This is a genomic window from Alteromonas sp. WD8-37 (assembly GCF_055326825.1).
This window is the reverse complement of record NZ_JBUZOV010000004.1, coordinates 147,352-168,811: the sequence shown is the minus strand read 5'-3', so window position 1 is coordinate 168,811 and position 21,460 is coordinate 147,352. Positions and strand designations below refer to the sequence as shown.

The window sequence follows — 21,460 nt, the reverse complement described above, 5'->3', positions numbered from 1 at the left end:
GCAGTTTTCCGCTTTGGGGAAGGCAGGGAGTCCAGAGGGTATTGCCGTATACCCTCTGGGTGACGTCGCCACCGCGACAAAGTGGCAGGAATACCTCTTAGGCTGAGACCAATTAGTCTGGAGTGAACAACCAAAGCAAACCGCCATCGAGCGAGGCGAAATCGCACACACCTTCTGGGTGAAGTCGCCACCGCGACAAAATGTTGAGAAGCCTTCTAGGCTGAAACTAAGCAGCAAAGTGGTGGACACCCACTTGTAGACTTCTTCTGCTATTCCCCCAAATATTGCTATACTGCGGGCATCTGTTTGGTTACGCAGGATATTGGCAGCGGTATGAGTTCTCCATCCCCCCCTGCACAACTTGAATTTTTTGCAGTACCCAGCCCCTGCATCGGCGTGTGCCAGTCGGGACCGCGTGGCTATTGCAAAGGCTGTTACCGCAGCCGGGAAGAGCGCTTGTACTGGCTTAAAGTGGATGATTTCACCCGGCGCAAAATTGTGGCCGCTTGCCATCGGCGTAAGCAGGCTGCATTGCGGCGTAAACAGCAAAGCGGAGTCAGCGAAGCACCGCCGCCCACACAATTCGACTTATTTGGCGATAAAACATCGGATTAAATCCTCCCCGCAGCGGCTTGCTTTGATATACTCTGGCCACTCTTTCAAAGGTGTGTGAATATGGCATTAGATAAACTGGTTTCTTATGCGGCCAATTCTTTTACGCTGCCCGACGTGTGCTTGCGGTTGCGCGAGGTGCTTGACGACAAGCGCTCTGATGCTGAAGATATCGCACGTTTGATTTCGGTGGATCCGTCATTAACCGCCAAGATTCTAAAACTGGCCAATAGCGCGCTGTTCCGCTTTCCGTCGCAGGTCGACTCGATTGCTCGCGCGGTCAATGTGATCGGCGGCGAGGCGTTGTATAATCTGGCTGTGGCAGAAACCGCCAACAATGCCTTTTCTCACTTTGAAAGTCACCTGATAAACCGGGAGCAACACTGGCATCGTTCGGTGTATTGCGGGATGGCGGCAAAATATCTGGCCCGGCATGTGCGCATGCGCGGTAGCGAACGATTTTTTGTTATGGGGATCCTCAGCAACCTTAGCGAGCTGGTGGTCGCCAAATGCGATCCAGAAAATTATCAGCTGTACCTGAATACCGAGTCGGATTTATTGCCCTGGGAAAAACAGCAACTGGTGTTTGGCTATGACTTTGCGCACCTGAGCGGCATGATCATGGAGCGCTGGCAACTACCGCTACAATTGTTTTACCCGGTACGTCTGCTGCATAACGTGCAAAAACAAAGCAAAGAGTCGGAGATTGCTTTATTAGCGTGTGCGCAACGGGTTACAATCCAGCAACTCAGCCAGGAAAGGCACCCGAACATTGAACTTTTCACCGCCGCTATCGCCCATAGTCTGAAGGTGGAAGGTGAGGCCATTGGCAATGCTGTTTCATTTGCCAATCACGAAACCAATAAAATTGCCTCCCTGATTTGTTAATAATAATACCGGCCACGGACGGGATACTTTGCGCTAAAAAATTCAAAATTATCTATGCACAATCATTCTCCTTTCCGTTTGTGGATCCTGCCTGTGTGTTTATTAGGCAGTGGATCAGCCGCAGCGGCTGATAAAAATCTGATCCAGACGCTATATCATAGCGACTTCACCTATCAACAGGGTGAATCTGAAGAGCTGTTTACCTTGGATGGTGAGCTTGGGATCCTGAACGCGTCAGGCAACACCGATGCCACCTCACTCAAAGCCGGCATCGTGTCTGAGCAGGAAACTCCGTATTGGAACAACAACTACTTTGCCGAGTTGTTGTACAAGCAAACCGAAGTCGAAGAAGACGGTGAGACTGAAGATCGGGTCAGTGCCCAGCGCTTTTATGGCACGGCGCAATTTGACTATAAGCTGACTACGCCAGGTCGGCGGATGTTTATATACGCCGATTATGAAAACGACCGGTTTAACGGTTATGAATACCGGGCGACGCTGGCCAGCGGTTGGTCGCATCGGGTTTGGAATACTGATAACAGTATGTTCAGGTACAGTGTCGGACCCGGCTATGGTTTTGTAAAAGCCGAAGATAATACTGTTACCAACGCTAATAATGGGTTTATTCTGCGCGCTTCCACCGAATACCAGCGTTTGTGGTATACCGGCTCGCGCTTACGTCAGTTTTTAAGCACTGAGATTGGCCCAAATAATATTAAAACGCGGTCTGAGACAGCCTTATCAGCCAATTTGTTTGATTCGCTGGCCATGAAGCTGTCATTTGTTGTGGCGTATGAAACCCAGCCGCTACCAGGCCAGCAGGGTGTGAATACCGAAACCTCTGTGTCAGTGGTTTATCGGTTTTTCTAAATTCGGCAGGCACCCAGAATTCTCAACAGAGGCGTTTAGCCTCTGTTGCTTTTTATACACTTAACGGGGAAACAACATGAAAAAGACGGTACTTACCGCAGCCGTTATCGGCGCGCTGTGTTCAGGCACAGCAGCTGCACAAACTAAGCAAAAGCCATTTACGCTGGAAGGCGGTCTGGGCTTTATTTTTACTACCGGTAACACCGATACAACCTCGGTGAACGGTTCGTTAGAGTCGCACCAGGAACTGGAAGACTGGAGTAATGATTACAGCCTGAGCGGTCTGTACAAAAAAGAGACTGTGGAAAATGACGAGGGCGTGGAAGAAGATCGCACCTCCGCCCAGCGTTTTGATGCACAGGCGCAGGCCAACTACAAGTTGGACAACCCTGACTACCGCTTGTTCGGCTTTGCTTCGTACGAAGACGATCGTTTCAGCTCGTACAACTACCAGTCAACGCTGGCTACCGGTTGGAACCACAAGTTGTGGCAGGACGATACCACGTCATTTGAATATTCAGTGGGTCCGGGTTATGCATTTAACGAAACCCAGGATGGCGAACAGCAAAATGGCCTGATTGTGCGGGCATCAAGCGGGTTTCAATGGTTAATCTCTGATACCGCCAAGTTTACCCAAACCATCAGTACCGAGGTGGGTAGCGAGAACACCAAATCTGCTGCCGAGACTGCACTGACCGCTTCTATCAACGGCAGCCTGTCGTTGAAACTGTCGGTATCTCTGGACCACAATACCCATGTTGAGCCCGGCAAAGAAAAGCTGGACACCGAAACAGCGATCACCCTGGTGTATAACTTCCTATAAACTGGAAAGTGCAATAAAAAAGCCCGCCCGGAGAATTCCGGCGCGGGCTTTTTTGTATTGGCGAGTACTTAATGCAGCAGGCGAGTTTTGATGGTGCCGTCAATCTGCATCAGCTGATTAAAGCCTTCATAAGCTTTATCTGCTTCAATATCAATGACCACATAACCAATATCTGGGGTGGTTTGCAGATATTGTGCTTCGATGTTGATACCCTGTTCGGCGAATGTGCGGTTAATTTGCATAATCACGCCAGGGCGGTTTTCGTGGATGTGTAGCAACCGCGAGCGGCCCGGATGATCCGGTAGCGATACTTCCGGGAAATTCACCGCCGACAAGGTGGAGCCATTATCACTGTATTTGGCCAGCTTGCCGGCCACTTCGATGCCAATGTTTTCCTGAGCTTCCTGGGTGCTGCCGCCCACATGCGGGGTGAGGATCACATTATCAAAGCGGCGCAGCGGCGACTCAAATTCTTCATCATTGGACTTGGGCTCCACTGGGAATACATCAATGGCAGCACCGCTTAACTTGCCACTTTCCAGCGCCGCGACCAGAGCATCAATGTCCACCACGGTACCGCGAGACGCATTAATCAAGATGGCATCCTGGCGCATCGACGCCAAGGCCTGGGCATCGATCATATCCTTGGTTTGCGGCGTTTCAGGCACATGCAGTGACACCACATCAGAGGTGGCCAGCAAGGTTTCCAGGCTCTTGGTCTGGGTGGAGTTGCCCAGCACCAGTTTGTCTTCGATATCGTAAAATTGAACGCGCATGCCCAGGTGCTCCGCCAAAATGCTCAACTGGGTGCCGATATGTCCATAACCGATAATCCCCAAGGTTTTGCCACGCGCCTCATAAGCCCCGTTGGCACTTTTTTCCCATTCGCCGCGGTGCGCTTTGGCATTTTTGGAAGGGATCTGACGCAGCAGCAAAATAATCTGGCCAAGCACCAGTTCGGCCACCGAGCGAGTATTGGAAAAGGGGGCGTTAAAGACCGGGATCCCACGCTTTTCAGTCGCCACCAGATCGACCTGATTAGTGCCGATACAAAAACACCCGACCGCGACCAGTTTTTGTGCCGCATCAATGACTGCTTCAGTTAGCTGAGTACGTGAGCGGAGCCCGATAAAATGCACATCCTGCACTTTTTCAATCAGTTCGTGTTCAGGCAGTGAGGTTTTTACATATTCAATGTTGCTGTAGCCATTTCTTTCCAGTGTTTCAACAGCGCTGGGGTGCACACCCTCAAGCAATAAAATACGAATTTTATCTTTTGGTAGCGATACTTTGCTCATTGGTATGGATCTCAGAATGGGTGATTAAGATGTCTGGACGTCTAAATGGTAAGCTATCAGATGTTGTAGTGGCAGAAAAGCTTTTTCTGCCAGCTATTTTGCAATGCAAGGGTAGGCCGCATGCTCTTTCGGCCTGACCTGTACTTAATCGTGAGTCTTAACGCCCTTATCGGTAGCGACTAGCACCACATCCGCACCACGATGGGCAAACAAACCGTTTGTCACTACACCGACAATATTATTAATCGCGGCTTCCAATTCGCGGGGATTGACAATCGATAGGTTATGCACATCCAGAATGACATTGCCATTGTCAGTCACCACACCCTGGCGGTAGACCGGGTCGCCACCGAGTTTCACCAGCTCGCGGGCCACATAGGAGCGAGCCATAGGAATCACTTCCACCGGCAACGGGAAATCGCCCAGCACCGGTACCTGTTTGCTGTCATCGACAATACAGACAAATTTTTTGGCCACCGCTGCGACAATTTTTTCCTGGGTCAATGCGGCACCGCCGCCTTTGATCATATGCTTATGCTCGGTCACCTCATCGGCACCATCCACATACACCTCAAGATCGTCTACCTCATTAAGGTCAAACACCTGGATCCCGTGCTCTTTTAAACGCTGCGTCGAGGCATTGGAGCTGGACACTGCACCTACAAGTTGGTGCTTCATCTCGGCCAGCCCGTCAATAAAATAGTTTACGGTGGAGCCGGTACCTACACCTACGATCGTGTCGGACTTTACATAGGCCAGGGCGGCTTTTGCCACAGCCTGCTTTTTTGCATTTTGATCCATATATCCTCCTGGTTGACGGTATGAGTGTACCTTATTCACACACCGGCCAACTAACTTATTTGGTGTTCCAGATTCGGCTAGGCGTAACGATGGCATCGCAGGGAATATCCCAGCTGGCCACCGGCAGATCACCGACCTGCTGACAGTCATGGGCGATGCCCAGCAGCACCGGCGGGGCCGGTAATTCGGACAGCCTGGCCAGAGAACGGTCATAAAAACCACCGCCCATACCTAAGCGATTTCCCTGCGCATCAAAACCCACCAACGGCATCAAAATAACCTGATGCTCAGCCAGGCTGGCAATCGCCGCGCAATCCAGCGCCGGCTCGGCAATCTTAAACCGGTTCATGGTCATGGCGGTGCCGGTATGATAATCCTGAAACAGCAGATGCTGGCGTGAAAATGGGTGGAGCACCGGCAATGACACCTGTTGCTGGTGTTGCCAGCAGTGAGTGATTACCGGCGTTACATCCGGCTCGCCATCGTTGGCCAGATAGGCTGCAATTCGTTTGGCGTTGATGAAGGCAGGCAGGGTTTGTAATTGCGCCAGCAACTGCCGGCTGGCCTGGTTCTGTTCTGCTGCACTTAAAGCGCGCCGTGCATTACGCAAATCTGCGCGCAACTGCGCCCGCGAAGAAGACTGCGTCATCCAATTTCTCTGTGTGTCAAAAACAGCCAGCATACGGGTTGGGGGAGGGATTGCAAGGGGGGACAGCACCAAGCTGTCTGTGATGGACATCCACCCTTTTGTTTCCGCTACAATCGTAGCATTGATTGCTGATGCAGCATCTTGTCGGATTGCCGGCGGGCAACCAAAGAGGGGCGATGTCGACCGGATTCCCCTCTTTCGAGGGCACCACGCTGTGAAGGCGTCATCCACAGTGCCGGCAAAACTGCCCACAGCCAAAAGGGTCATCCCTGACCCTGTTTGGCCTGGCCCGGCATCCCTGCCGGCCCGGTCAGTTTTTCTCACCGGCCCAGCGGCTGACCACAGCAAGGGGGACTAAAGAACGGCTTATCTCTTCGAGCCTTCTCAATTGGAATGCTGGACATCCACTGGAATGCTGGACATCCACAGTTTGTCTATTGGCGAACACCCACTATTTTGCTATCGCAACAATGCGCAGCATTGATTGCTGATGAAGCATTTCGCCGGATTGCCGGCGGGCAACCAAAGAGGGGCGGTGTCGACCGCCCCTCTTTGGAATCTCCCCGCGACCCTACGCTGTGAAAGCGTCAACCGCAGTGCCGGTAAAACTGCCCACAGCCAAAAGGGTCATCCCTGACCCTGTTTGGCCTGGCCCGGCATCCCTGCCGGCCCGGTTAGTTTTTCTCACCGGCCCAGCGGCTGACCACAGCAAGGGCCCTAAAGAGCGGGTCGTCTCTTAGAGCTTTCTCAATTAGAAAGCTGGACGCCTATTGCTTATTGAAATGTAAAAACAGCCTGCTCTTTATCCCCCTGAGCGGAATAGCCAGTTGGGCGGATAAGCAGAAAAGTCGGCGAGGCAGGACGCCGAGCCAGCAGCACCGGGTCAGGAAGACCCGTTGATGCGTGGGTTTTATGCCCGCCCAATTGGCTAGGCAGTTTCCGCTTTGGGGAGAGCGGGGAGTCCAGAGGGTATCGCGTATACCCTCTGGGTGATGTCGCCACCGCGACGAAATGGTGGGATAGCCTTTCAAACTGAAATTAATTAGCGAAATATGGGTGGCCATATCAGGCTATTATCGAGCGAAGCGAGATAGCACATACCCTCTGGGTGATGTCGTCACCGCGACAAAATGTTGAGAAAACCTTCTAGGCTAAACTTAAGTAACTGAGAATAAGAGATGACAATGGACAGTCATACTTGACCGCCATCTAGCATGGCGGCAATGCATACCCTCTGGGTGATGTCGCCACCGCGACGAAATGGTGGGATAGCCTTTCAAACTGAAATTAATTAGCGAAATATGGGTGGCCATATCAGGCTATTATCGAGCGAAGCGAGATAGCACATACACTCTGGGTGATGTCGTCACCGCGATAAAATGTTGAGAAAACCTTCTAGGCTAAACTTAAGTAACTGAGAATAAGAGATGACAATGGACAGTCATACTTGACCGCCATCTAGCATGGCGGCAATGCATACCCTCTGGGTGATGTCGCCACCGCGACGAAATGGTGGGATAGCCTTTCAAACTGAAATTAATTAGCGAAATATGGGTGGCCATATCAGGCTATTATCGAGCGAAGCGAGATAGCACATACCCTCTGGGTGATGTCGTCACCGCGACAAAATGTTGAGAAAGCCTTCTAGGCTAAACTTAAGTAACTGAGAATAAGAGATGACAATGGGCAGTCATACTTGACCGCCATCTAGCATGGCGGCAACGCACATACCCTCTGGGTGACGTCGCCACCGCGACGAAATGTTGACAAAGCCTCTTAGGCTGAGAGCAAATACCCACATTTTGAATAGAGCAAGAAACCCTACAACGGTTGTTGGGCAAGGATTTTATCGAATTGCCGCCAGGCAATAAAAAGTGCCCTCGCCACCGCGACAAAAAAACGCCGCATAAAGCGGCGTTTCATCACATTATCGGTTAATCAAATCAACGATTAACGCGCATACGTCTCGATGAACAAGGCTTCTAAACGCTCTTTGTCCACTTTGGTGGCTACCTTGATGGTTTGCGCTTCTGTCCATAGCGGGCTGGCGGTGGTGCCGGGTGGGGCCACAATTGTCTGGCCGCAATTAAGGGCATCGGTTGATACCCGCACATGGCCTTTGGTCAGCTCAAACAGGTCCGGAGCAATCAAATGCGCCAGCGGGAAGGCGTCGTGGAAGCAGCACACGCGCTCGTCGCCATCTTTGGTGTAAAAATCGATATAAAACTGTGCCGCTTTTTGCACAAAGCCACCCAGTTTTTCGTTTTTCTCGGCCAGCGTGTCTACAAAGGCGGCTTTAAACCGTACCGCGTTGGTTACATCCAGACCAAACATGGTGATATCCCAGTCGGCACTGAATACGATGTCGGCTGCGTGGGCATCATTCCAGATATTGGCTTCGGCCACTGGTGTGACATTGCCCGGCACAAATGCGGCGCCGCCCATGATGCTGACTCCTTTGACCAGCTTCGGTAATTCTGGTTCCAGGCGCAGGGCCAGTGCCAGGTTGCCTAATGGGCCAATCGCCACCAGAGTGATCTCCCCTGGATGCTGGCGCGCCATATCCACAATAAATTGTGCTGAGCTGCGCGGGTCCAGTTTGCCTTCGATGGCTGGGAAGTCGATATTGCCAAAGCCGTCATCGCCGTGCACAAAGTGCGCGTAGCCTGATTCCGGGCCTACCCAGGGCATGCCTACACCTTTGGTCACCGGGATATCCTGCTCGGCCAGTTTGCACAGGGTCACCGCATTTTTTGCTGACATCTCCACCGGCACGTTGCCAAACACGGTGGTCAGGCCCAGTACCTCAATTTCGGGCGCCTGAAAGGCAAAAAAGATGGCCATCGCATCATCGATGCCCGGATCTGTATCTAAAATAATTTTATGGGTCATAGTGTTTCCAACAACAATCAGGCTTGTTTGGCTAAAAAGCGATCGACTTCTTTTTGTGAGGGGATCGACTGGGCAGCACCTTTGCGGGTCACGCACAATGCAGAGGCAGCGCACGCCCGGCGTAATGCTTGTTCGGCATCGGTGTGGGTGCTGTAGGCTGATAAAAAGTAGCCGATAAAGGTGTCACCGGCAGCCGTGGTATCCACCGCTTCAACCGTGAAGGCCGGTACCTTGTAAACGTCGTCTTTGCGGATCATCATGACCCCTTCTTTGCCCATGGTCAGCAGCACCTCGGCATGTTGCCAGTCTTGCTGAAAGGCGGCCACGATGTCATCCAGGCTGTCTTTTTCAGTGATGGCCGCCGCTTCGGTTTCATTCACAATCAGCAAATCGACGCAATCCAGCGGCAGAGTTTTGACATTCTGGTTCATTGGCGCCGGATTAAATGCCACCTTCAGGCCTTTTTCTTTAGCCTGGCGCAGCACTTCATCAATGCAGCTGGTTTCATTTTGGGTCAGCACCCAATCGGCAGAGCCGGTATCCAGCAGGGCTTTTTGGACCGTGTTGGCATCAATGGTCAGGTTGGCACCGCCAAACAGCACGATAGCATTTTCGCCACTGGGGGTAACCTGAATGATGGCATGGCCAGACGGCTCGTCATGGCATTTTACAAAGCGACAGTCTACACCATGTTTAATCAGCGTTTGTTTAAACGCGGCATCGGATTCGTGAATGCTGCCCACATGCTGCACATCAGCACCGGCCTGAGCCAGAGCAATAGACTGGTTAGCGCCTTTACCGCCCAGCAGTTGCTGGTAATTAGAGGAGGCCAGGGTTTCACCCGGCTTAACAAAGTGGTCCACCGAGTACACATGATCGATGTTGATAGACCCAAAATTGATTACTGCCATTTCTTCTTCTCGTCGAAAGAGGGCGTCTCCCAGAATGCCGCTGTTCATTTTTCGCCCGTGAGCCGAAAGGTTCACGGCGGAAGAATCATGATGACCGTAGGCTTCTCGGTACGCGCCGAGCTTGCTCAATAGCCATCAGTTCAACTTCCTTTTTAAAAAGCATCGGCCAGGGACATGAAATGAACTGGCAAACATTCCAGGAGACATTGACTAAAATAAAAGCGCAACAGGGTATATCAAACGCGCCACCTCGTGAAGAGATCATTTTGCGTTGAGGCTACCCGGTTGAATTGACCGTTATGGACATTTTGAAAACCATGAGGCTTCCGGCGTCACAATTGCCTTGATTATGTTGCAAAGGGCAAAAAATTCAACCCAAACTTAACCAATCGGTCAAAGAAATAGCACACTTAGGATCCTAATCGATCCCGGCGCCAATTGAAAGGTAAAGCCGGTCTGTCCAGCGCAGATGCTCAGGGATTCAACAACCTGGCCGGACTGGGCTTTATAGCGGCTTTTTGCTAGCATAAACCCAGACTCAATAAGCATTTGGCTAAAGGTAGAACGCGTGGAAAAACAACTTGATTACGACAACATCACCAATGTGCTGTTCCAGCATTCGGTGAATGCCGATGCAGCCGAAATGCATGGCATTATGTGCGGCATGTTATGTGGTGGTATGTCGCTCACCGACCAAAAATGGCCGTCGGTGCTGGCCGATACCACCAACCAGGGCGAACCCTTTGCCCAGCCGGTTACCTTTAAGCTGGAGCAGCTGTACACGCAAACCTGTGAGCAGTTGCTGGAAGGCGAATTCAGCCTGCAAATGATGCTGCCCGATGACCAGGCTCCCATTAATGATCGCGGTGCAGCGCTGATTAACTGGGTTCAGGGCTTTATGCTGGGCTTTGGCCTGCATCAGCAAAATCTGGCCGAATGTTCAGCCGATGTGAAAGAAGCACTGAACGATTTTGCCGATATTGCGCGTATGGAAGAGGCGATGGAAGCTGACGATGAGTCAGAAAAGGCCCTGTATGAAGTGGTGGAATACGTCAAAGTGTCCGCGCTGCTGTGTTACAGCGAACTGGGCCGCTCCTTACTGGATGACCAAAAAGACCCGCCTTCGGTGCATTAAGTTATGATCAATCAACAGGAATTTATCGCTCGCCAACAACGCCTGCTGGCCCAGTGCCAGCCCAACAGTGTGTGCCTTATTCCGGCAGCACAGTTGGTTACGCGCAGCCGCGATACAGAGTATCCGTTTCGTCAGGATAGCGATTTTTGGTATCTGACCGGCTTTAACGAGCCGCAGACCTGGTTGCTGTTATCCAACCACGAACGCCATGGCAACAGTTTTCGTGCGATGGTGTGCCAGCCCAAAGATCCTGCGCAGGAAATCTGGCAGGGGCGACGGCTGGGCGCCGATGCGGCGCTGGCGCAGTTTGATCTGGATGAAGCCTACACGCTGGATGAATTGCCTGAAGTGTTGATGGAGTGGTTATACGGCCATGAGGCGGTGTATTTTGCCCAAGGTCATAACACTGCAGCAGATGCCTTGGTGCAGGAGGCGTTTAGCGCACTGCGTGAAGCGCCAAAAGAAAATCTGGCCCCCCCGGCGCTGTACGATGTGCGCCCGCTGCTGCACGAAATGCGTTTATTCAAATCAGCCTGTGAAGTGGCAGTGTTAAAGGCGGCAGGCAAAATTTCTGCCCAGGCCCACACCCGCGCCATTCAATATGCTGCGCCCGGGGTGTATGAATATCAGTTAGAAGCCGAGCTACATCATGAGTTTGCCATGTGTGGCGCCCGCGCGCCAGCCTACAGCACCATTGTCGGTAGCGGCGAGAATGCCTGTGTGCTGCATTACACCGAAAACAGCAAGGCGCTGAAAGCCGGTGAATTGGTGCTGGTGGATGCCGGCTGTGAGTATTTAGGGTATGCTTCTGATATTACTCGTACTTTTCCGGTATCTGATACCTTCAGCGTGCCGCAAAAAGCCCTGTACAATCTGGTATTGGAAGCCCAGCAAAAAGCACTGGACATGCTGGGGCCGGGTGTCACATTAAAACAAGCCACGGTGCGGGTCACCGAGGTGCTGACCGCTGGATTGCTGGAGCTGGGTATTTTAACCGGTAGTCTGGCTGAAAACCTGGAGCAGGAAACCTGGCGCCAGTATTTTATGCATGGCCTGGGGCATTTTATTGGCCTGGATGTGCATGATGTGGGTAATTACCGCAAGGATGGCGAAGACCGGCCACTACAGCCGGGTATGGTCATCACTGTGGAACCGGGTTTATATATTGCCCCGGATGCCCCGGTGGATGAGCAGTACCAGGGCATCGGGATCCGCATCGAAGATGATGTGGTGATCACCGCCACCGGCATCGAAGTACTGACCGACGGGGTGCCCAAAACCATTGACGAGATTGAAGCGCTTAAGAGATAACACGCCTGTGAATACAACCGATATTGCCATTGTGGGCGGCGGCACCGTAGGCTCGGTGCTGGCCATGGGCATTGCCCGGCAGACCCCGTACTCGGTCACCGTGATTGATGCCAATCCGCTTGGGCCAGCACATGATCATGTGGGTTTTGACGCCCGGGTCATCGCCCTGGCGCGGCGAACGGTCAATGAACTGGCCGGGCTGGGCGTACAGGTGCGCAGTGCCGGCAGCACGCCCATCGAGCATATTCAGGTGAGCGAGAAAGGCGGCGCCGGCATGTGTGAGCTGCACGCCAGGGATTATCGGTTATCGGCTTTTGGTGAGGTGGTCAGCCTGACTCAGCTGGGCCGGTTGTTAAATGCCCATCTGGACGAGTTGCCGGTACAGCGACTGCATGAAAACACGGTCACCGCCGCCGAGCGCGACACTGACGGGGTTACCCTGACCCTAGGCCAGGCCCCTGCTGTCAAGGCCCGGCTGGTGATCATGGCCGATGGCGGGCGCTCCGAGTTAGCCCCGCAGCTGGGTTTTACCCGCACCGAGCAACACTACGACCAAATTGCGCTGGTGTGTAATGTCACTACCAGCCAGCCGCATCATCAGCGTGCTTATGAGCGCTTTACCGCCGACGGCCCACTGGCGTTATTGCCCTTCGGTGGCCATGCAGTCTCCCCCAAACATGCGTTTTCGGTGGTGTGGACGGTGGATGCGGCCCATGCCGATGCGCTGCTTAGCCTGCCCGATGAGGCCTTTTTGGCCCGCTTGCAGCAAGAATTTGGCTACCGCCAGGGTACCTTTTGCTCCACCGGCCCGCGCCACAGCTATCCGCTGGCGTTGCGCCAAACCACCCAATTAGTCAACCATCGTGCGGCGGTTCTGGGTAATGCGGCGCAAACCCTGCACCCCATTGCCGGGCAGGGTTTTAACCTGGGGCTGCGCGATGTGATGGCACTGCTGCAATGCTTAAATGAGGCTGACGACCCCGGCGCATTCGGCCTGCTTCGCCAGTATGCGCAGGCCCGCCAGGCGGATGTGCAAAGCACCATCTGGCTCACCGACTCGCTGGTGCGCGGGTTTTCCAACCGCCTGACCGGCCTTAAGGCTGCACGCAACTTAGGCCTGATTGGGCTTAATCATAATGCGGCGGCGCGGCGTATCTTTGTAAGACGAACCACCGGTTACGGGCCGGCGACGACCAAGGACTAAGCATGATTAAAGTGGATGTGGTGATTGTAGGCGGCGGGATGGTAGGCCTGACGCTGGCTGCTGCGTTGCAGGACAGTAACATGCAAGTGGCGCTGATCAGCAAAGAGCCGCTGACTGCCAAGGAGCCTGAGGCGCCGCTGCTGCGGGTTAGCGCCATTAATGAAGCCAACCGCGAGGCTCTGGAACGGCTTAATGTATGGGCGCAACTGCCGCAAGACCGACTTTCTGCCTATACCCATATGCATGTGTGGGATCAGGACAGCTTTGGTCAGATTCATTTTGACAGCCAGGATCTAGGCACCTCTCAGTTAGGCCACATCATCGAAAATCAGGTGCTGACCAACGCGCTGGCTGCGCAGGTTAGCCAGCAGTCCAACTGTCTGCTGATTGAAGCCGGCATTGATAAAATGCTGTGCGGTGAGCAGGAAACCATGCTGATGCTGGATAATGACGAGGTATTGTCGTGCCGGCTGGTGGTGGGGGCCGACGGCGCGGGGTCGTTTGTGCGCAAACAGGCTGGCTTTCCTCTCACCTTCAGAGATTATGGCCAGACCGCCATGGTAGCCACAATCAAAACAGCTCAGCCACATCAGCAAACCGCCCGCCAGGTATTCACCCCACATGGGCCGCTGGCCTTGCTGCCCCTGCATGATCCCCATCTGTGCTCTATCGTGTGGTCACAGGAAACCGCCCAGGCCGAGTACCTGCACAGTTTATCGGATACTGATTTTGCCCACGCGCTGACCAAAGCCTGCAGCAGTGTGCTGGGCGTGGCCGAGGTGGTCAGCGAGCGCAAAGACTTCGTCCTGACCATGCGCTATGCCCGCCAGTGGGTGGGCGATGGGGTCGCTATCATTGGTGATGCCGCGCACACCCTGCATCCGCTGGCCGGGCAGGGGGCCAACCTGGGGATCCAGGATGCGCTGGTCTTAGCCGATACGCTGCGCGAATTGCATGATGCCGACAAGCCACTGGGCCGGCAGCGTTACCTGCGGCGTTTTGAGCGGGCGCGCAAAACCGAAGCGGTGCAGATGATTGGCGCAATGGATGGCTTTAAAACGTTGTTTGGTGGCAGCAATCCGGTGAAAAAGCTTATCCGCGGGCTGGGCCTGGTCACCACCGACCAGCTTCCCAACATCAAACGCGAACTGATCCAGCGCGCCATGGGCTTTTAAGCCGCAATATTTGCATTACTGTGAAAGCCTTTGCATGATAGCGACTAAATGCAATCACAGGATGATCCATGGACAAGCGCTCTTTTTTAAAGTTATCCGGTGCCGGCCTGGCCGCACTGCCGCTCACCGGCCTGGCCAGTCAGGCCGATCCGGCCGGTGCCAAAGACGAACAGCCGTTTTACACCGATAGCCAACTTACCGATATCACCGGCTCTGCCACCCCCATCAGCGCCAAAGAGCGCCGCCAGCGCATCGCCAAAGCACAATCATTGATGGCCGAACATGATATGGCCGCCATCCTCATCGAGCCCGGCGCAGCCATGCAATATTTTACCGGGATCCAGTGGTGGCGCAGCGAGCGGCTCACCGCGGTGGTATTGCCCCGCGAAGGTGAGATTGCGGTGGTCACGCCCTTTTTTGAAGAGCCTAGCGTGCGCGAAACCCTGCAGGTAGGCACCGATATCCGGGTATGGCAGGAACATGAAAGCCCGTTTGCGCTGGTGCGCGACATATTAAAAGATCGCAAGCTAACCAAAGGCCGGCTCGGGTTTGAGCAAAGTGTGCGCTATTTTGTGCTAAACGGCGTGATGCCATTGCTACCAGAGATGACCAATGTATCAGCCGAACCGGTTACTTTAGGCTGCCGCATGGTCAAATCCGACCATGAACTGGCGCTGATGCACAAAGCCAATGAAATTACCCTGCGCGCCTATGGCCATGTGTATCAAAACTTAGAGGCCGGCATGACCCAGGCCGATGCCAAAGCGTTAATGCAAACCGCCCAGGCCAAGCTGGGCGGCAGCGGCATCTGGACCATGGCGCTGTTTAATGAAGCCAGCGCCTATCCTCATGGTACCCGCAAAGAACAGGTGCTGAAAAAAGGTTCGGTGGTGCTGATGGATTGTGGCTGTGCGGTGCATGGCTATCAGTCGGATATCAGCCGTACTTTTGTGTTTGGCGAACCCAGTCAAAAACAACTGAAGGTGTGGCAGCATGTGCGCCAGGGTCAGGATAAAGCCTTTGCCCAGGCCCAGCCGGGCAATACCGCTGGCAGTGTGGATGAGGTGGTGCGCCAATTTTACGAAAAACAAGGCTACGGCCCGGGCTATCAGCTACCCGGCTTATCCCACCGTACCGGCCATGGCATTGGCATGCAGGGCCATGAACGGGTCAATTTTGTAAAAGGCGAACAGCAGACGCTGCAGCCGGGCATGTGTTTTTCTAACGAACCGGGGATTTACTTACCTGGCGAATTTGGCGTGCGTCTGGAAGATTGTATCTACATCACCCAAAACGGCCCGCAGTGGTTTACCAAACCGCCGCAAAGCCTGGATAAGCCGGTGGGTGAGCTGGTGCCGCTGGCAGTGTGATCAGGCACTGCCAATCAACCGTGATTTGATAAACTCGGCCAGGGTCTTACTCACCCGTGGGTGTTGGGTGTCCTGGTTGAACAGGCAGATATTCACCTTACCCAAATCCGGTAAAAAGCGGTGTTTAAGCACCGCCAGGTTGGCCGGCATACTGGCCCGGGCCAGGGCGGTGATCCCCAGGCCCTGCTGAATGGCAGCGGTAAGACCGGCCAGGTCGGCATTGGTGTAAGTAATCTTCCAGGCCCGGGTCTGCTGTTTGAGCTCACTGATCACGCGGCTGCGATACACGCAGCCATCCGGGGCCAGCACTAGCGAGATCAAATCGGTAGGCAATGGCCGGCCGGTTTCGCCGGCCCACACCACATCATCCTGTAACACCAGCTCACCATCGGCCGGCTCATCCGGGCTGACCAGGGCCAGAATCAAATCAAAATTGTCGCGCTTGCTCTGATGCAACAAGTCGCGGCTTAATGCTGAGGTCACCTCTAACGACACATCCGGATAGCGCTTGGAAAACTCACCGATTAAGCCTGGCAGCAGGGTGGAGGCAAATTCACTGGGAATGCCCAGGCGCAAGCGGCCGGATAGCGGGGCAGGGGACAGCGCCCGAAAAATGCCGTCGTTCATCTCCAGTAATTCTTTAGCTCTGGGGTAGAGCCAGTTACCATCGGAGCTGGGCACATGGCGCTGGCCCAGTTTGGTAAACAGACGCCGGTCCAGCTGGGCTTCGAGTTTTTTAATCTGCAAACTGATGGCCGGCTGCGAACGGCCCAGCCATTCACCGGCTTTGGCATAGCCGCCTTGCTCAATCACGCTGACAAAGGTGCGCAGGTTATCCAGGGACAATTGCTTCATATAAGATTTAAATTTCTGATGTTTTGCCGCTAAAACATTATACTTTTAAATGTAATTATAAGAAATTCCAATTTGTTACAAAAGTGTTGTCACCCTATACTCGGCCCATCATTTTTACTCTCTCACACAGGTTTACCCTATGAGCAGCAAAACAGCGCTTCACGCCAAGCACCTGGAAGCCGGTGCCAAGATGGTTGATTTTTTTGGCTGGGATATGCCCATCAGTTACGGCTCGCAAATCGAAGAGCATAACGCGGTGCGCCAGGATGCCGGCATGTTTGATGTATCTCACATGACCATTGTGGATGCCACTGGCAGCCAGGCCAAAGATTACCTGCGTTATCTGCTGGCCAACGATGTGGCCAAGCTAAAAGATAAAGGCAAAGCGCTGTACAGCGGCATGCTCAATGAAACCGGTGGGGTGGTAGACGATTTGATTGTTTACCACTTTGACGAGACCAATTATCGGTTAGTGGTGAACTCGGCCACCCGCGAAAAAGACATGAACTGGTTGTTAGCCAAAGCCGAGGGCTTTGATGTTAGCATTCAGGAGCGCTCGGAATTTGCCATGATTGCGGTGCAGGGCCCCAATGCTAAAGCCAAGGCCGCAACCTTGTTCAGCGCTGCGCAAAAAGAAGCCGTCGAAGGCATGAAGCCCTTTTTTGGTGTGCAGGCCGAAGACTTGTTTATCGCCACCACGGGTTATACCGGTGAAGCCGGCTATGAAATCATGGTGCCGGTGGCCCGTGCCGAGCAATTTTGGCAAGGCCTGCTGGATGCCGGCGTGAAGCCATGCGGCCTGGGTGCGCGTGATACCCTGCGTTTGGAAGCCGGTATGAATCTGTACGGTCAGGACATGGACGAGACCATCTCGCCACTGGCAGCCAACATGGGCTGGACCATCACCTGGGAACCGGCAGATCGTGACTTTGTTGGTCGCTCAGCGCTGGAAACTTTGCGTGAGCAAGGCACCGATAAGCTGGTGGGTCTGGTCATGAAAGAAAAAGGCGTACTGCGCGCCGGGCAAAAAGTTAAATCCGAAAACGGTGAAGGGGTGATTACCTCTGGCACCTTTTCGCCCACCCTTGGTCATGCCATCGCAATGGCCCGGGTACCTGCGGGTACACAAAACCAGGTGGAAGTGGAAATGCGTAAGAAGTGGGTTACAGTTGACGTGGTCAAACCTAGCTTTGTTCGCAACGGTAAGAGTGTTTTATAACTTTACAATTAGTCAGGAAAAACTATGAGCAATATCCCTAAAGATTTACGCTATGCGGCCACTCACGAATGGGTACGCCCGGAAGGAGACGGCGTGTTTACCGTAGGTATTTCTGAACATGCTCAGGATCTGCTGGGCGATATGGTGTTTGTAGAATTACCCGATGTGGGTGACAAGGTCAGCACCGGCGATGATGTGGCAGTAGCCGAGTCGGTAAAAGCGGCATCGGACGTCTACACGCCAATCAGCGGCGAAATTATCGCAGTCAACGAAGATTTAGAAGATTCACCAGAGCTGGTGAACTCTGATTCTTACGGCGATGGCTGGATGTTCAAAATTAAAGCCGATGACCCGGCTGAAGTGGAAAGCCTGCTGGATGCCGAAGGCTACCAGGCAGCCATCGACGAAGAATAATCGGGCGATGCCGCTTTAAATATTAAGGATAAAAGGGGCTGTATATCGCCCCTTTTATGTTTCATTTCTCTTTACTCGTGCTTACTTTGCTATGACTGATACTTCTTTGACACTTGCTCAGCTTGAGCAAAAACAGGCGTTTACCCGCCGCCATATTGGCCCTGGCGATGATGAAATTGCCAGCATGCTGCAAACCATTAATGCTGAATCGCTAGATCATCTGACCGAACAAACTGTGCCGGCCGGGATCATGCTGGACAAGCCCATCGACACGGGTGAAGGGGCCACCGAAGTGGACGCACTGGCGGCGCTTAAAGCCGTGGCGGCAAAAAACAAAATCAACCGTTCATTCATAGGCATGGGCTACTATGACACCCACGTGCCCAATGTGATCCTGCGTAACGTGCTGGAAAACCCGGGCTGGTACACCGCCTACACCCCATATCAGCCAGAGATTGCTCAGGGCCGCCTGGAGGCTATCCTGAACTTCCAGCAGGTTACCATCGATTTGACCGGTCTGGAGCTGGCCTCGGCCTCACTGCTGGATGAAGGCACTGCGGCGGCTGAAGCCATGGCACTGGCCAAGCGGGTATCGAAAAACAAATCTGCGAATCTGTTTTTTATTGCTGACGATGTGCATCCGCAAACCCGCGACGTGGTTGAAACCCGCGCTGAGATGTTTGGCTTTGGCATTGTCACCGGCCCGGCTGACGAAGCTGCTGAACATGATGTGTTTGGTGCCTTGCTGCAATATCCGTCCACGACCGGTGAAGTTAAAGATTTGAGTGGCGTAATCAGCGCAGTACAAGCCAAAAAAGGCATTGTAGCGGTAGCAGCCGATCTGATGAGCCTGGTGATGTTAAAGTCACCTGGTGAGCTGGGCGCCGATGTGGCCTTGGGCAGTGCCCAGCGCTTTGGCGTACCCATGGGCTACGGCGGCCCGCATGCTGCCTTTTTTGCCACTCGTGATAAATTCAAACGCTCGCTGCCAGGGCGCATCATTGGGGTTAGTAAAGACACCCGTGGCCGCCCGGCGCTGCGTATGGCACTGCAAACCCGTGAGCAACATATCCGCCGCGAAAAAGCCAACTCCAACATCTGTACCGCGCAGGTGCTGCTGGCCAATATGGCCTCGTTCTACGCGGTCTATCACGGCCCGGAAGGCTTAAAAACCATCGCCCGCCGCATCCATCGCTTTACCGATATTCTGGCGACCGGCCTGACTCAAAAAGGCTTAGGCCTGCTGCACAGCACCTGGTTTGATACCATCACGGTAAAAGTGGACGACAAAGCCGCGGTGCTTGAGCGTGCCTATGCCAAAGGCTTGAACCTGCGCACCGATATTGATGGCGCTGTTGGCATCGCGCTGGATGAAACCACCACCCGGGGCGATATTCTGGGCTTGTTTGAGGTATTGCTGGGTAATGATCATGGCCTGACCGTGGAAGATTTGGATGCCGAGGTGACCACTCAGGGCAGCCAATCGATTCCAGCAGAGCTGGTACGTAGCAGTGACATCCTGACCAATGATGTATTTAACCAGTATCATTCAGAAACGGAGATGCTGCGCTATATCAAGTCACTGGAAAACAAAGATCTGGCGTTGAACCACTCGATGATTTCACTGGGTTCATGCACCATGAAACTGAACGCCACAGCCGAAATGATCCCGGTGACCTGGCCTGAATTTGGTCAGCTGCACCCGTTTGCCCCGCTGGATCAGGCCAGCGGCTATCATGAGATGATCAACGAGCTGGCCGAATGGCTGATCAGCATCACCGGCTACGATGCCATGTCGATGCAACCAAACTCTGGTGCCCAGGGCGAATACGCCGGCCTGCTGGCCATTCAGCGTTACCATGAGAGCCGCGGCGAAGGGCACCGTAATGTGTGCCTGATACCAGGCTCTGCCCACGGCACCAACCCAGCCTCAGCCCAGATGGTGAGCCTGAAAGTGGTAGTGGTGGAATGCGATAAAAACGGAAACGTGGATCTGGATGACCTGCGCGCCAAAGCCGAAGAAGTGGGCGACAAACTGTCATGTGCCATGATCACTTATCCGTCTACCCACGGCGTGTATGAAGAAACCATCCGTGAGATCTGCGATATTGTGCATCAGCACGGCGGCCAGGTTTATATGGACGGCGCCAATATGAATGCCCAGGTAGGGATCACTGCGCCAGGCTTTATCGGCTCAGATGTATCGCACTTAAACCTGCACAAAACCTTTTGTATCCCGCACGGCGGTGGTGGCCCGGGCATGGGCCCGATTGGTGTGAAATCGCATCTGGCGCCATTCCTGCCGAACCACAGCGTGATTGATATTGATGGTGCTGGCAAAGATTGCGGTGCAGTGTCTGCTGCCCCCTGGGGCAGCGCCTCAATCTTGCCCATCAGCTACATGTACATCAAGATGATGGGCGCTGAAGGTCTGCGCAAAGCCACCCAGGTGGCTATCCTAAATGCCAACTATGTGGCCAAGCGCTTAGAAGGGCATTTTGATGTGCTGTACAAAGGCCGTAACGGCCGTGTGGCGCACGAATGTATTATCGATTTGCGCCCGCTCAAAGAAGCCTCAGGTGTCAGCGAAATGGACATCGCCAAGCGTCTGAACGATTACGGCTTCCACGCCCCGACCATGAGCTTCCCGGTGGCCGGTACGCTGATGATCGAACCTACTGAGTCTGAAGCCAAGTTTGAGCTGGATCGGTTTGTTGAAGCCATGATCAGCATCCGCGAGGAGATTGCCAAGGTCGAAAGCGGCGAGTGGGATGCCACCGACAACCCGCTGCACAATGCCCCGCACACCCTGGCCGACATCTGCGACAGCGACTGGAACCGCAGCTACGACCGCAACCTGGCCGCCTACCCGGTGCCCACTGTTGGCCGTAACAAGTTCTGGCCCAGTGTTAACCGCATCGACGATGTTTATGGCGACCGCAATTTACAATGCTCCTGTGCGCCCATTGAGGCTTATCGGGACGAGTAAGGAAGTGTTTGTTTCCATGAAATAAGTCGTTTAAAAGCAAAAGC

At 53.7% G+C, this 21,460-nt stretch carries 18 protein-coding genes and 1 other RNA gene; 12 read left to right on the top strand and 7 right to left on the bottom strand.

The annotated features are described in order from the left end of the window. Positions 1-333: 333 nt before the first annotated feature. From ACTUJZ_RS11440 to ACTUJZ_RS11425, 4 genes are all read left to right on the top strand, one after another. Positions 334-615 carry a DUF1289 domain-containing protein gene (locus tag ACTUJZ_RS11440; protein ID WP_463636445.1) on the top strand — a complete coding sequence of 94 codons (282 nt, stop codon included), beginning with the start codon at positions 334-336 and terminating at the stop codon, positions 613-615. Positions 616-675: 60 nt separating this feature from the next. Beyond that, positions 676-1,500 (top strand): HDOD domain-containing protein, encoded by an 825-nt coding sequence (locus tag ACTUJZ_RS11435; protein ID WP_463636444.1) that lies wholly within the window; start codon positions 676-678, stop codon positions 1,498-1,500. Between the two features lie 54 nt (positions 1,501-1,554). Continuing rightward, complete coding sequence (locus tag ACTUJZ_RS11430; RefSeq protein WP_463636443.1) at positions 1,555-2,370, top strand: DUF481 domain-containing protein; 816 nt, start codon at positions 1,555-1,557, stop codon at positions 2,368-2,370. 76 nt (positions 2,371-2,446) lie between these two features. Further along, positions 2,447-3,193, top strand: a complete 747-nt coding sequence (locus ACTUJZ_RS11425; protein WP_463636442.1) for a DUF481 domain-containing protein — start codon at positions 2,447-2,449, stop codon at positions 3,191-3,193. 68 nt (positions 3,194-3,261) lie between these two features. Here ACTUJZ_RS11425 and serA read toward each other — a convergent pair whose 3' ends face one another. From serA to ssrS, 6 genes are all read right to left on the bottom strand, one after another. Further along, positions 3,262-4,491 (bottom strand): phosphoglycerate dehydrogenase, encoded by a 1,230-nt coding sequence (gene serA, locus ACTUJZ_RS11420; protein ID WP_463636441.1) that lies wholly within the window; start codon positions 4,489-4,491, stop codon positions 3,262-3,264. Positions 4,492-4,635: 144 nt separating this feature from the next. Further along, the gene (gene rpiA / locus ACTUJZ_RS11415) at positions 4,636-5,292 is read right to left on the bottom strand and encodes a ribose-5-phosphate isomerase RpiA (protein ID WP_463636440.1); all 657 of its coding nucleotides are present in this window, start codon (positions 5,290-5,292) and stop codon (positions 4,636-4,638) included. Between the two features lie 55 nt (positions 5,293-5,347). Continuing rightward, positions 5,348-5,941 (bottom strand): 5-formyltetrahydrofolate cyclo-ligase, encoded by a 594-nt coding sequence (locus ACTUJZ_RS11410; protein ID WP_463636439.1) that lies wholly within the window; start codon positions 5,939-5,941, stop codon positions 5,348-5,350. 1,950 nt (positions 5,942-7,891) lie between these two features. Further along, positions 7,892-8,833: a nucleoside hydrolase gene (locus ACTUJZ_RS11405; RefSeq protein WP_463636438.1), complete on the bottom strand. Its 942-nt coding sequence runs from the start codon at positions 8,831-8,833 to the stop codon at positions 7,892-7,894. A 17-nt stretch (positions 8,834-8,850) separates the two neighbouring features. After that, positions 8,851-9,744, bottom strand: coding sequence for a ribokinase (locus tag ACTUJZ_RS11400; protein WP_463636437.1), 894 nt, complete (start codon positions 9,742-9,744; stop codon positions 8,851-8,853). A 22-nt stretch (positions 9,745-9,766) separates the two neighbouring features. Then, positions 9,767-9,950, bottom strand: a non-coding RNA gene (gene ssrS / locus ACTUJZ_RS11395) — 6S RNA. 362 nt (positions 9,951-10,312) lie between these two features. On the opposite strand from ssrS, the gene ACTUJZ_RS11390 reads away from it, so the two are divergent. The 5 genes from ACTUJZ_RS11390 to ACTUJZ_RS11370 all read left to right on the top strand — a co-directional run bounded on the left by ACTUJZ_RS11390 (position 10,313) and on the right by ACTUJZ_RS11370 (position 15,939). Continuing rightward, complete coding sequence (locus tag ACTUJZ_RS11390) at positions 10,313-10,879, top strand: UPF0149 family protein (RefSeq protein WP_463636436.1); 567 nt, start codon at positions 10,313-10,315, stop codon at positions 10,877-10,879. 3 nt (positions 10,880-10,882) lie between these two features. Beyond that, complete coding sequence (gene pepP / locus ACTUJZ_RS11385) at positions 10,883-12,190, top strand: Xaa-Pro aminopeptidase (RefSeq protein WP_463636435.1); 1,308 nt, start codon at positions 10,883-10,885, stop codon at positions 12,188-12,190. 7 nt (positions 12,191-12,197) lie between these two features. Next, on the top strand, positions 12,198-13,394 hold the full coding sequence (gene ubiH / locus ACTUJZ_RS11380; RefSeq protein WP_463636434.1) for a 2-octaprenyl-6-methoxyphenyl hydroxylase: 1,197 nt from the start codon (positions 12,198-12,200) through the stop codon (positions 13,392-13,394). Between the two features lie 2 nt (positions 13,395-13,396). Continuing rightward, positions 13,397-14,569, top strand: a complete 1,173-nt coding sequence (locus ACTUJZ_RS11375; protein ID WP_463636433.1) for an FAD-dependent monooxygenase — start codon at positions 13,397-13,399, stop codon at positions 14,567-14,569. A 68-nt stretch (positions 14,570-14,637) separates the two neighbouring features. Further along, entirely contained in the window at positions 14,638-15,939 is a 1,302-nt protein-coding gene (locus ACTUJZ_RS11370) for a M24 family metallopeptidase (RefSeq protein WP_463636432.1), read from the top strand. Here the strand turns inward: ACTUJZ_RS11370 and ACTUJZ_RS11365 are convergent, their stop codons facing one another. Continuing rightward, positions 15,940-16,794, bottom strand: coding sequence for a LysR family transcriptional regulator (locus ACTUJZ_RS11365; protein ID WP_463636431.1), 855 nt, complete (start codon positions 16,792-16,794; stop codon positions 15,940-15,942). 139 nt (positions 16,795-16,933) lie between these two features. On the opposite strand from ACTUJZ_RS11365, the gene gcvT reads away from it, so the two are divergent. From gcvT to gcvP, 3 genes are all read left to right on the top strand, one after another. Further along, on the top strand, positions 16,934-18,013 hold the full coding sequence (gene gcvT / locus ACTUJZ_RS11360; protein WP_463636430.1) for a glycine cleavage system aminomethyltransferase GcvT: 1,080 nt from the start codon (positions 16,934-16,936) through the stop codon (positions 18,011-18,013). A 24-nt stretch (positions 18,014-18,037) separates the two neighbouring features. Beyond that, the gene (gene gcvH, locus ACTUJZ_RS11355; protein WP_463636429.1) at positions 18,038-18,427 is read left to right on the top strand and encodes a glycine cleavage system protein GcvH; all 390 of its coding nucleotides are present in this window, start codon (positions 18,038-18,040) and stop codon (positions 18,425-18,427) included. A 91-nt stretch (positions 18,428-18,518) separates the two neighbouring features. Next, a complete protein-coding gene (gene gcvP, locus ACTUJZ_RS11350) occupies positions 18,519-21,416 on the top strand; it encodes an aminomethyl-transferring glycine dehydrogenase (RefSeq protein ID WP_463636428.1) in 2,898 nt (965 codons plus the stop codon). The last annotated feature ends 44 nt before the right edge of the window (positions 21,417-21,460 follow it).

Bases quoted from the DNA above. Each gene is read 5' to 3' on its own strand.
- pepP (WP_463636435.1), top strand. From the start codon at position 10,883: ATGATCAATCAACAGGAATTTATCGCTCGCCAACAACGCCTGCTGGCC.
- ACTUJZ_RS11440 (WP_463636445.1), top strand. From the start codon at position 334: ATGAGTTCTCCATCCCCCCCTGCACAACTTGAATTTTTTGCAGTACCC.
- ACTUJZ_RS11365 (WP_463636431.1), bottom strand. From the start codon at position 16,794: ATGAAGCAATTGTCCCTGGATAACCTGCGCACCTTTGTCAGCGTGATT.
- ACTUJZ_RS11430 (WP_463636443.1), top strand. From the start codon at position 1,555: ATGCACAATCATTCTCCTTTCCGTTTGTGGATCCTGCCTGTGTGTTTA.
- ACTUJZ_RS11405 (WP_463636438.1), bottom strand. From the start codon at position 8,833: ATGACCCATAAAATTATTTTAGATACAGATCCGGGCATCGATGATGCG.
- ACTUJZ_RS11425 (WP_463636442.1), top strand. From the start codon at position 2,447: ATGAAAAAGACGGTACTTACCGCAGCCGTTATCGGCGCGCTGTGTTCA.
- ACTUJZ_RS11410 (WP_463636439.1), bottom strand. From the start codon at position 5,941: ATGACGCAGTCTTCTTCGCGGGCGCAGTTGCGCGCAGATTTGCGTAAT.
- gcvP (WP_463636428.1), top strand. From the start codon at position 18,519: ATGACTGATACTTCTTTGACACTTGCTCAGCTTGAGCAAAAACAGGCG.
- ACTUJZ_RS11370 (WP_463636432.1), top strand. From the start codon at position 14,638: ATGGACAAGCGCTCTTTTTTAAAGTTATCCGGTGCCGGCCTGGCCGCA.
- gcvT (WP_463636430.1), top strand. From the start codon at position 16,934: ATGAGCAGCAAAACAGCGCTTCACGCCAAGCACCTGGAAGCCGGTGCC.
- ACTUJZ_RS11435 (WP_463636444.1), top strand. From the start codon at position 676: ATGGCATTAGATAAACTGGTTTCTTATGCGGCCAATTCTTTTACGCTG.
- ACTUJZ_RS11375 (WP_463636433.1), top strand. From the start codon at position 13,397: ATGATTAAAGTGGATGTGGTGATTGTAGGCGGCGGGATGGTAGGCCTG.
- gcvH (WP_463636429.1), top strand. From the start codon at position 18,038: ATGAGCAATATCCCTAAAGATTTACGCTATGCGGCCACTCACGAATGG.
- serA (WP_463636441.1), bottom strand. From the start codon at position 4,491: ATGAGCAAAGTATCGCTACCAAAAGATAAAATTCGTATTTTATTGCTT.
- rpiA (WP_463636440.1), bottom strand. From the start codon at position 5,292: ATGGATCAAAATGCAAAAAAGCAGGCTGTGGCAAAAGCCGCCCTGGCC.
- ACTUJZ_RS11400 (WP_463636437.1), bottom strand. From the start codon at position 9,744: ATGGCAGTAATCAATTTTGGGTCTATCAACATCGATCATGTGTACTCG.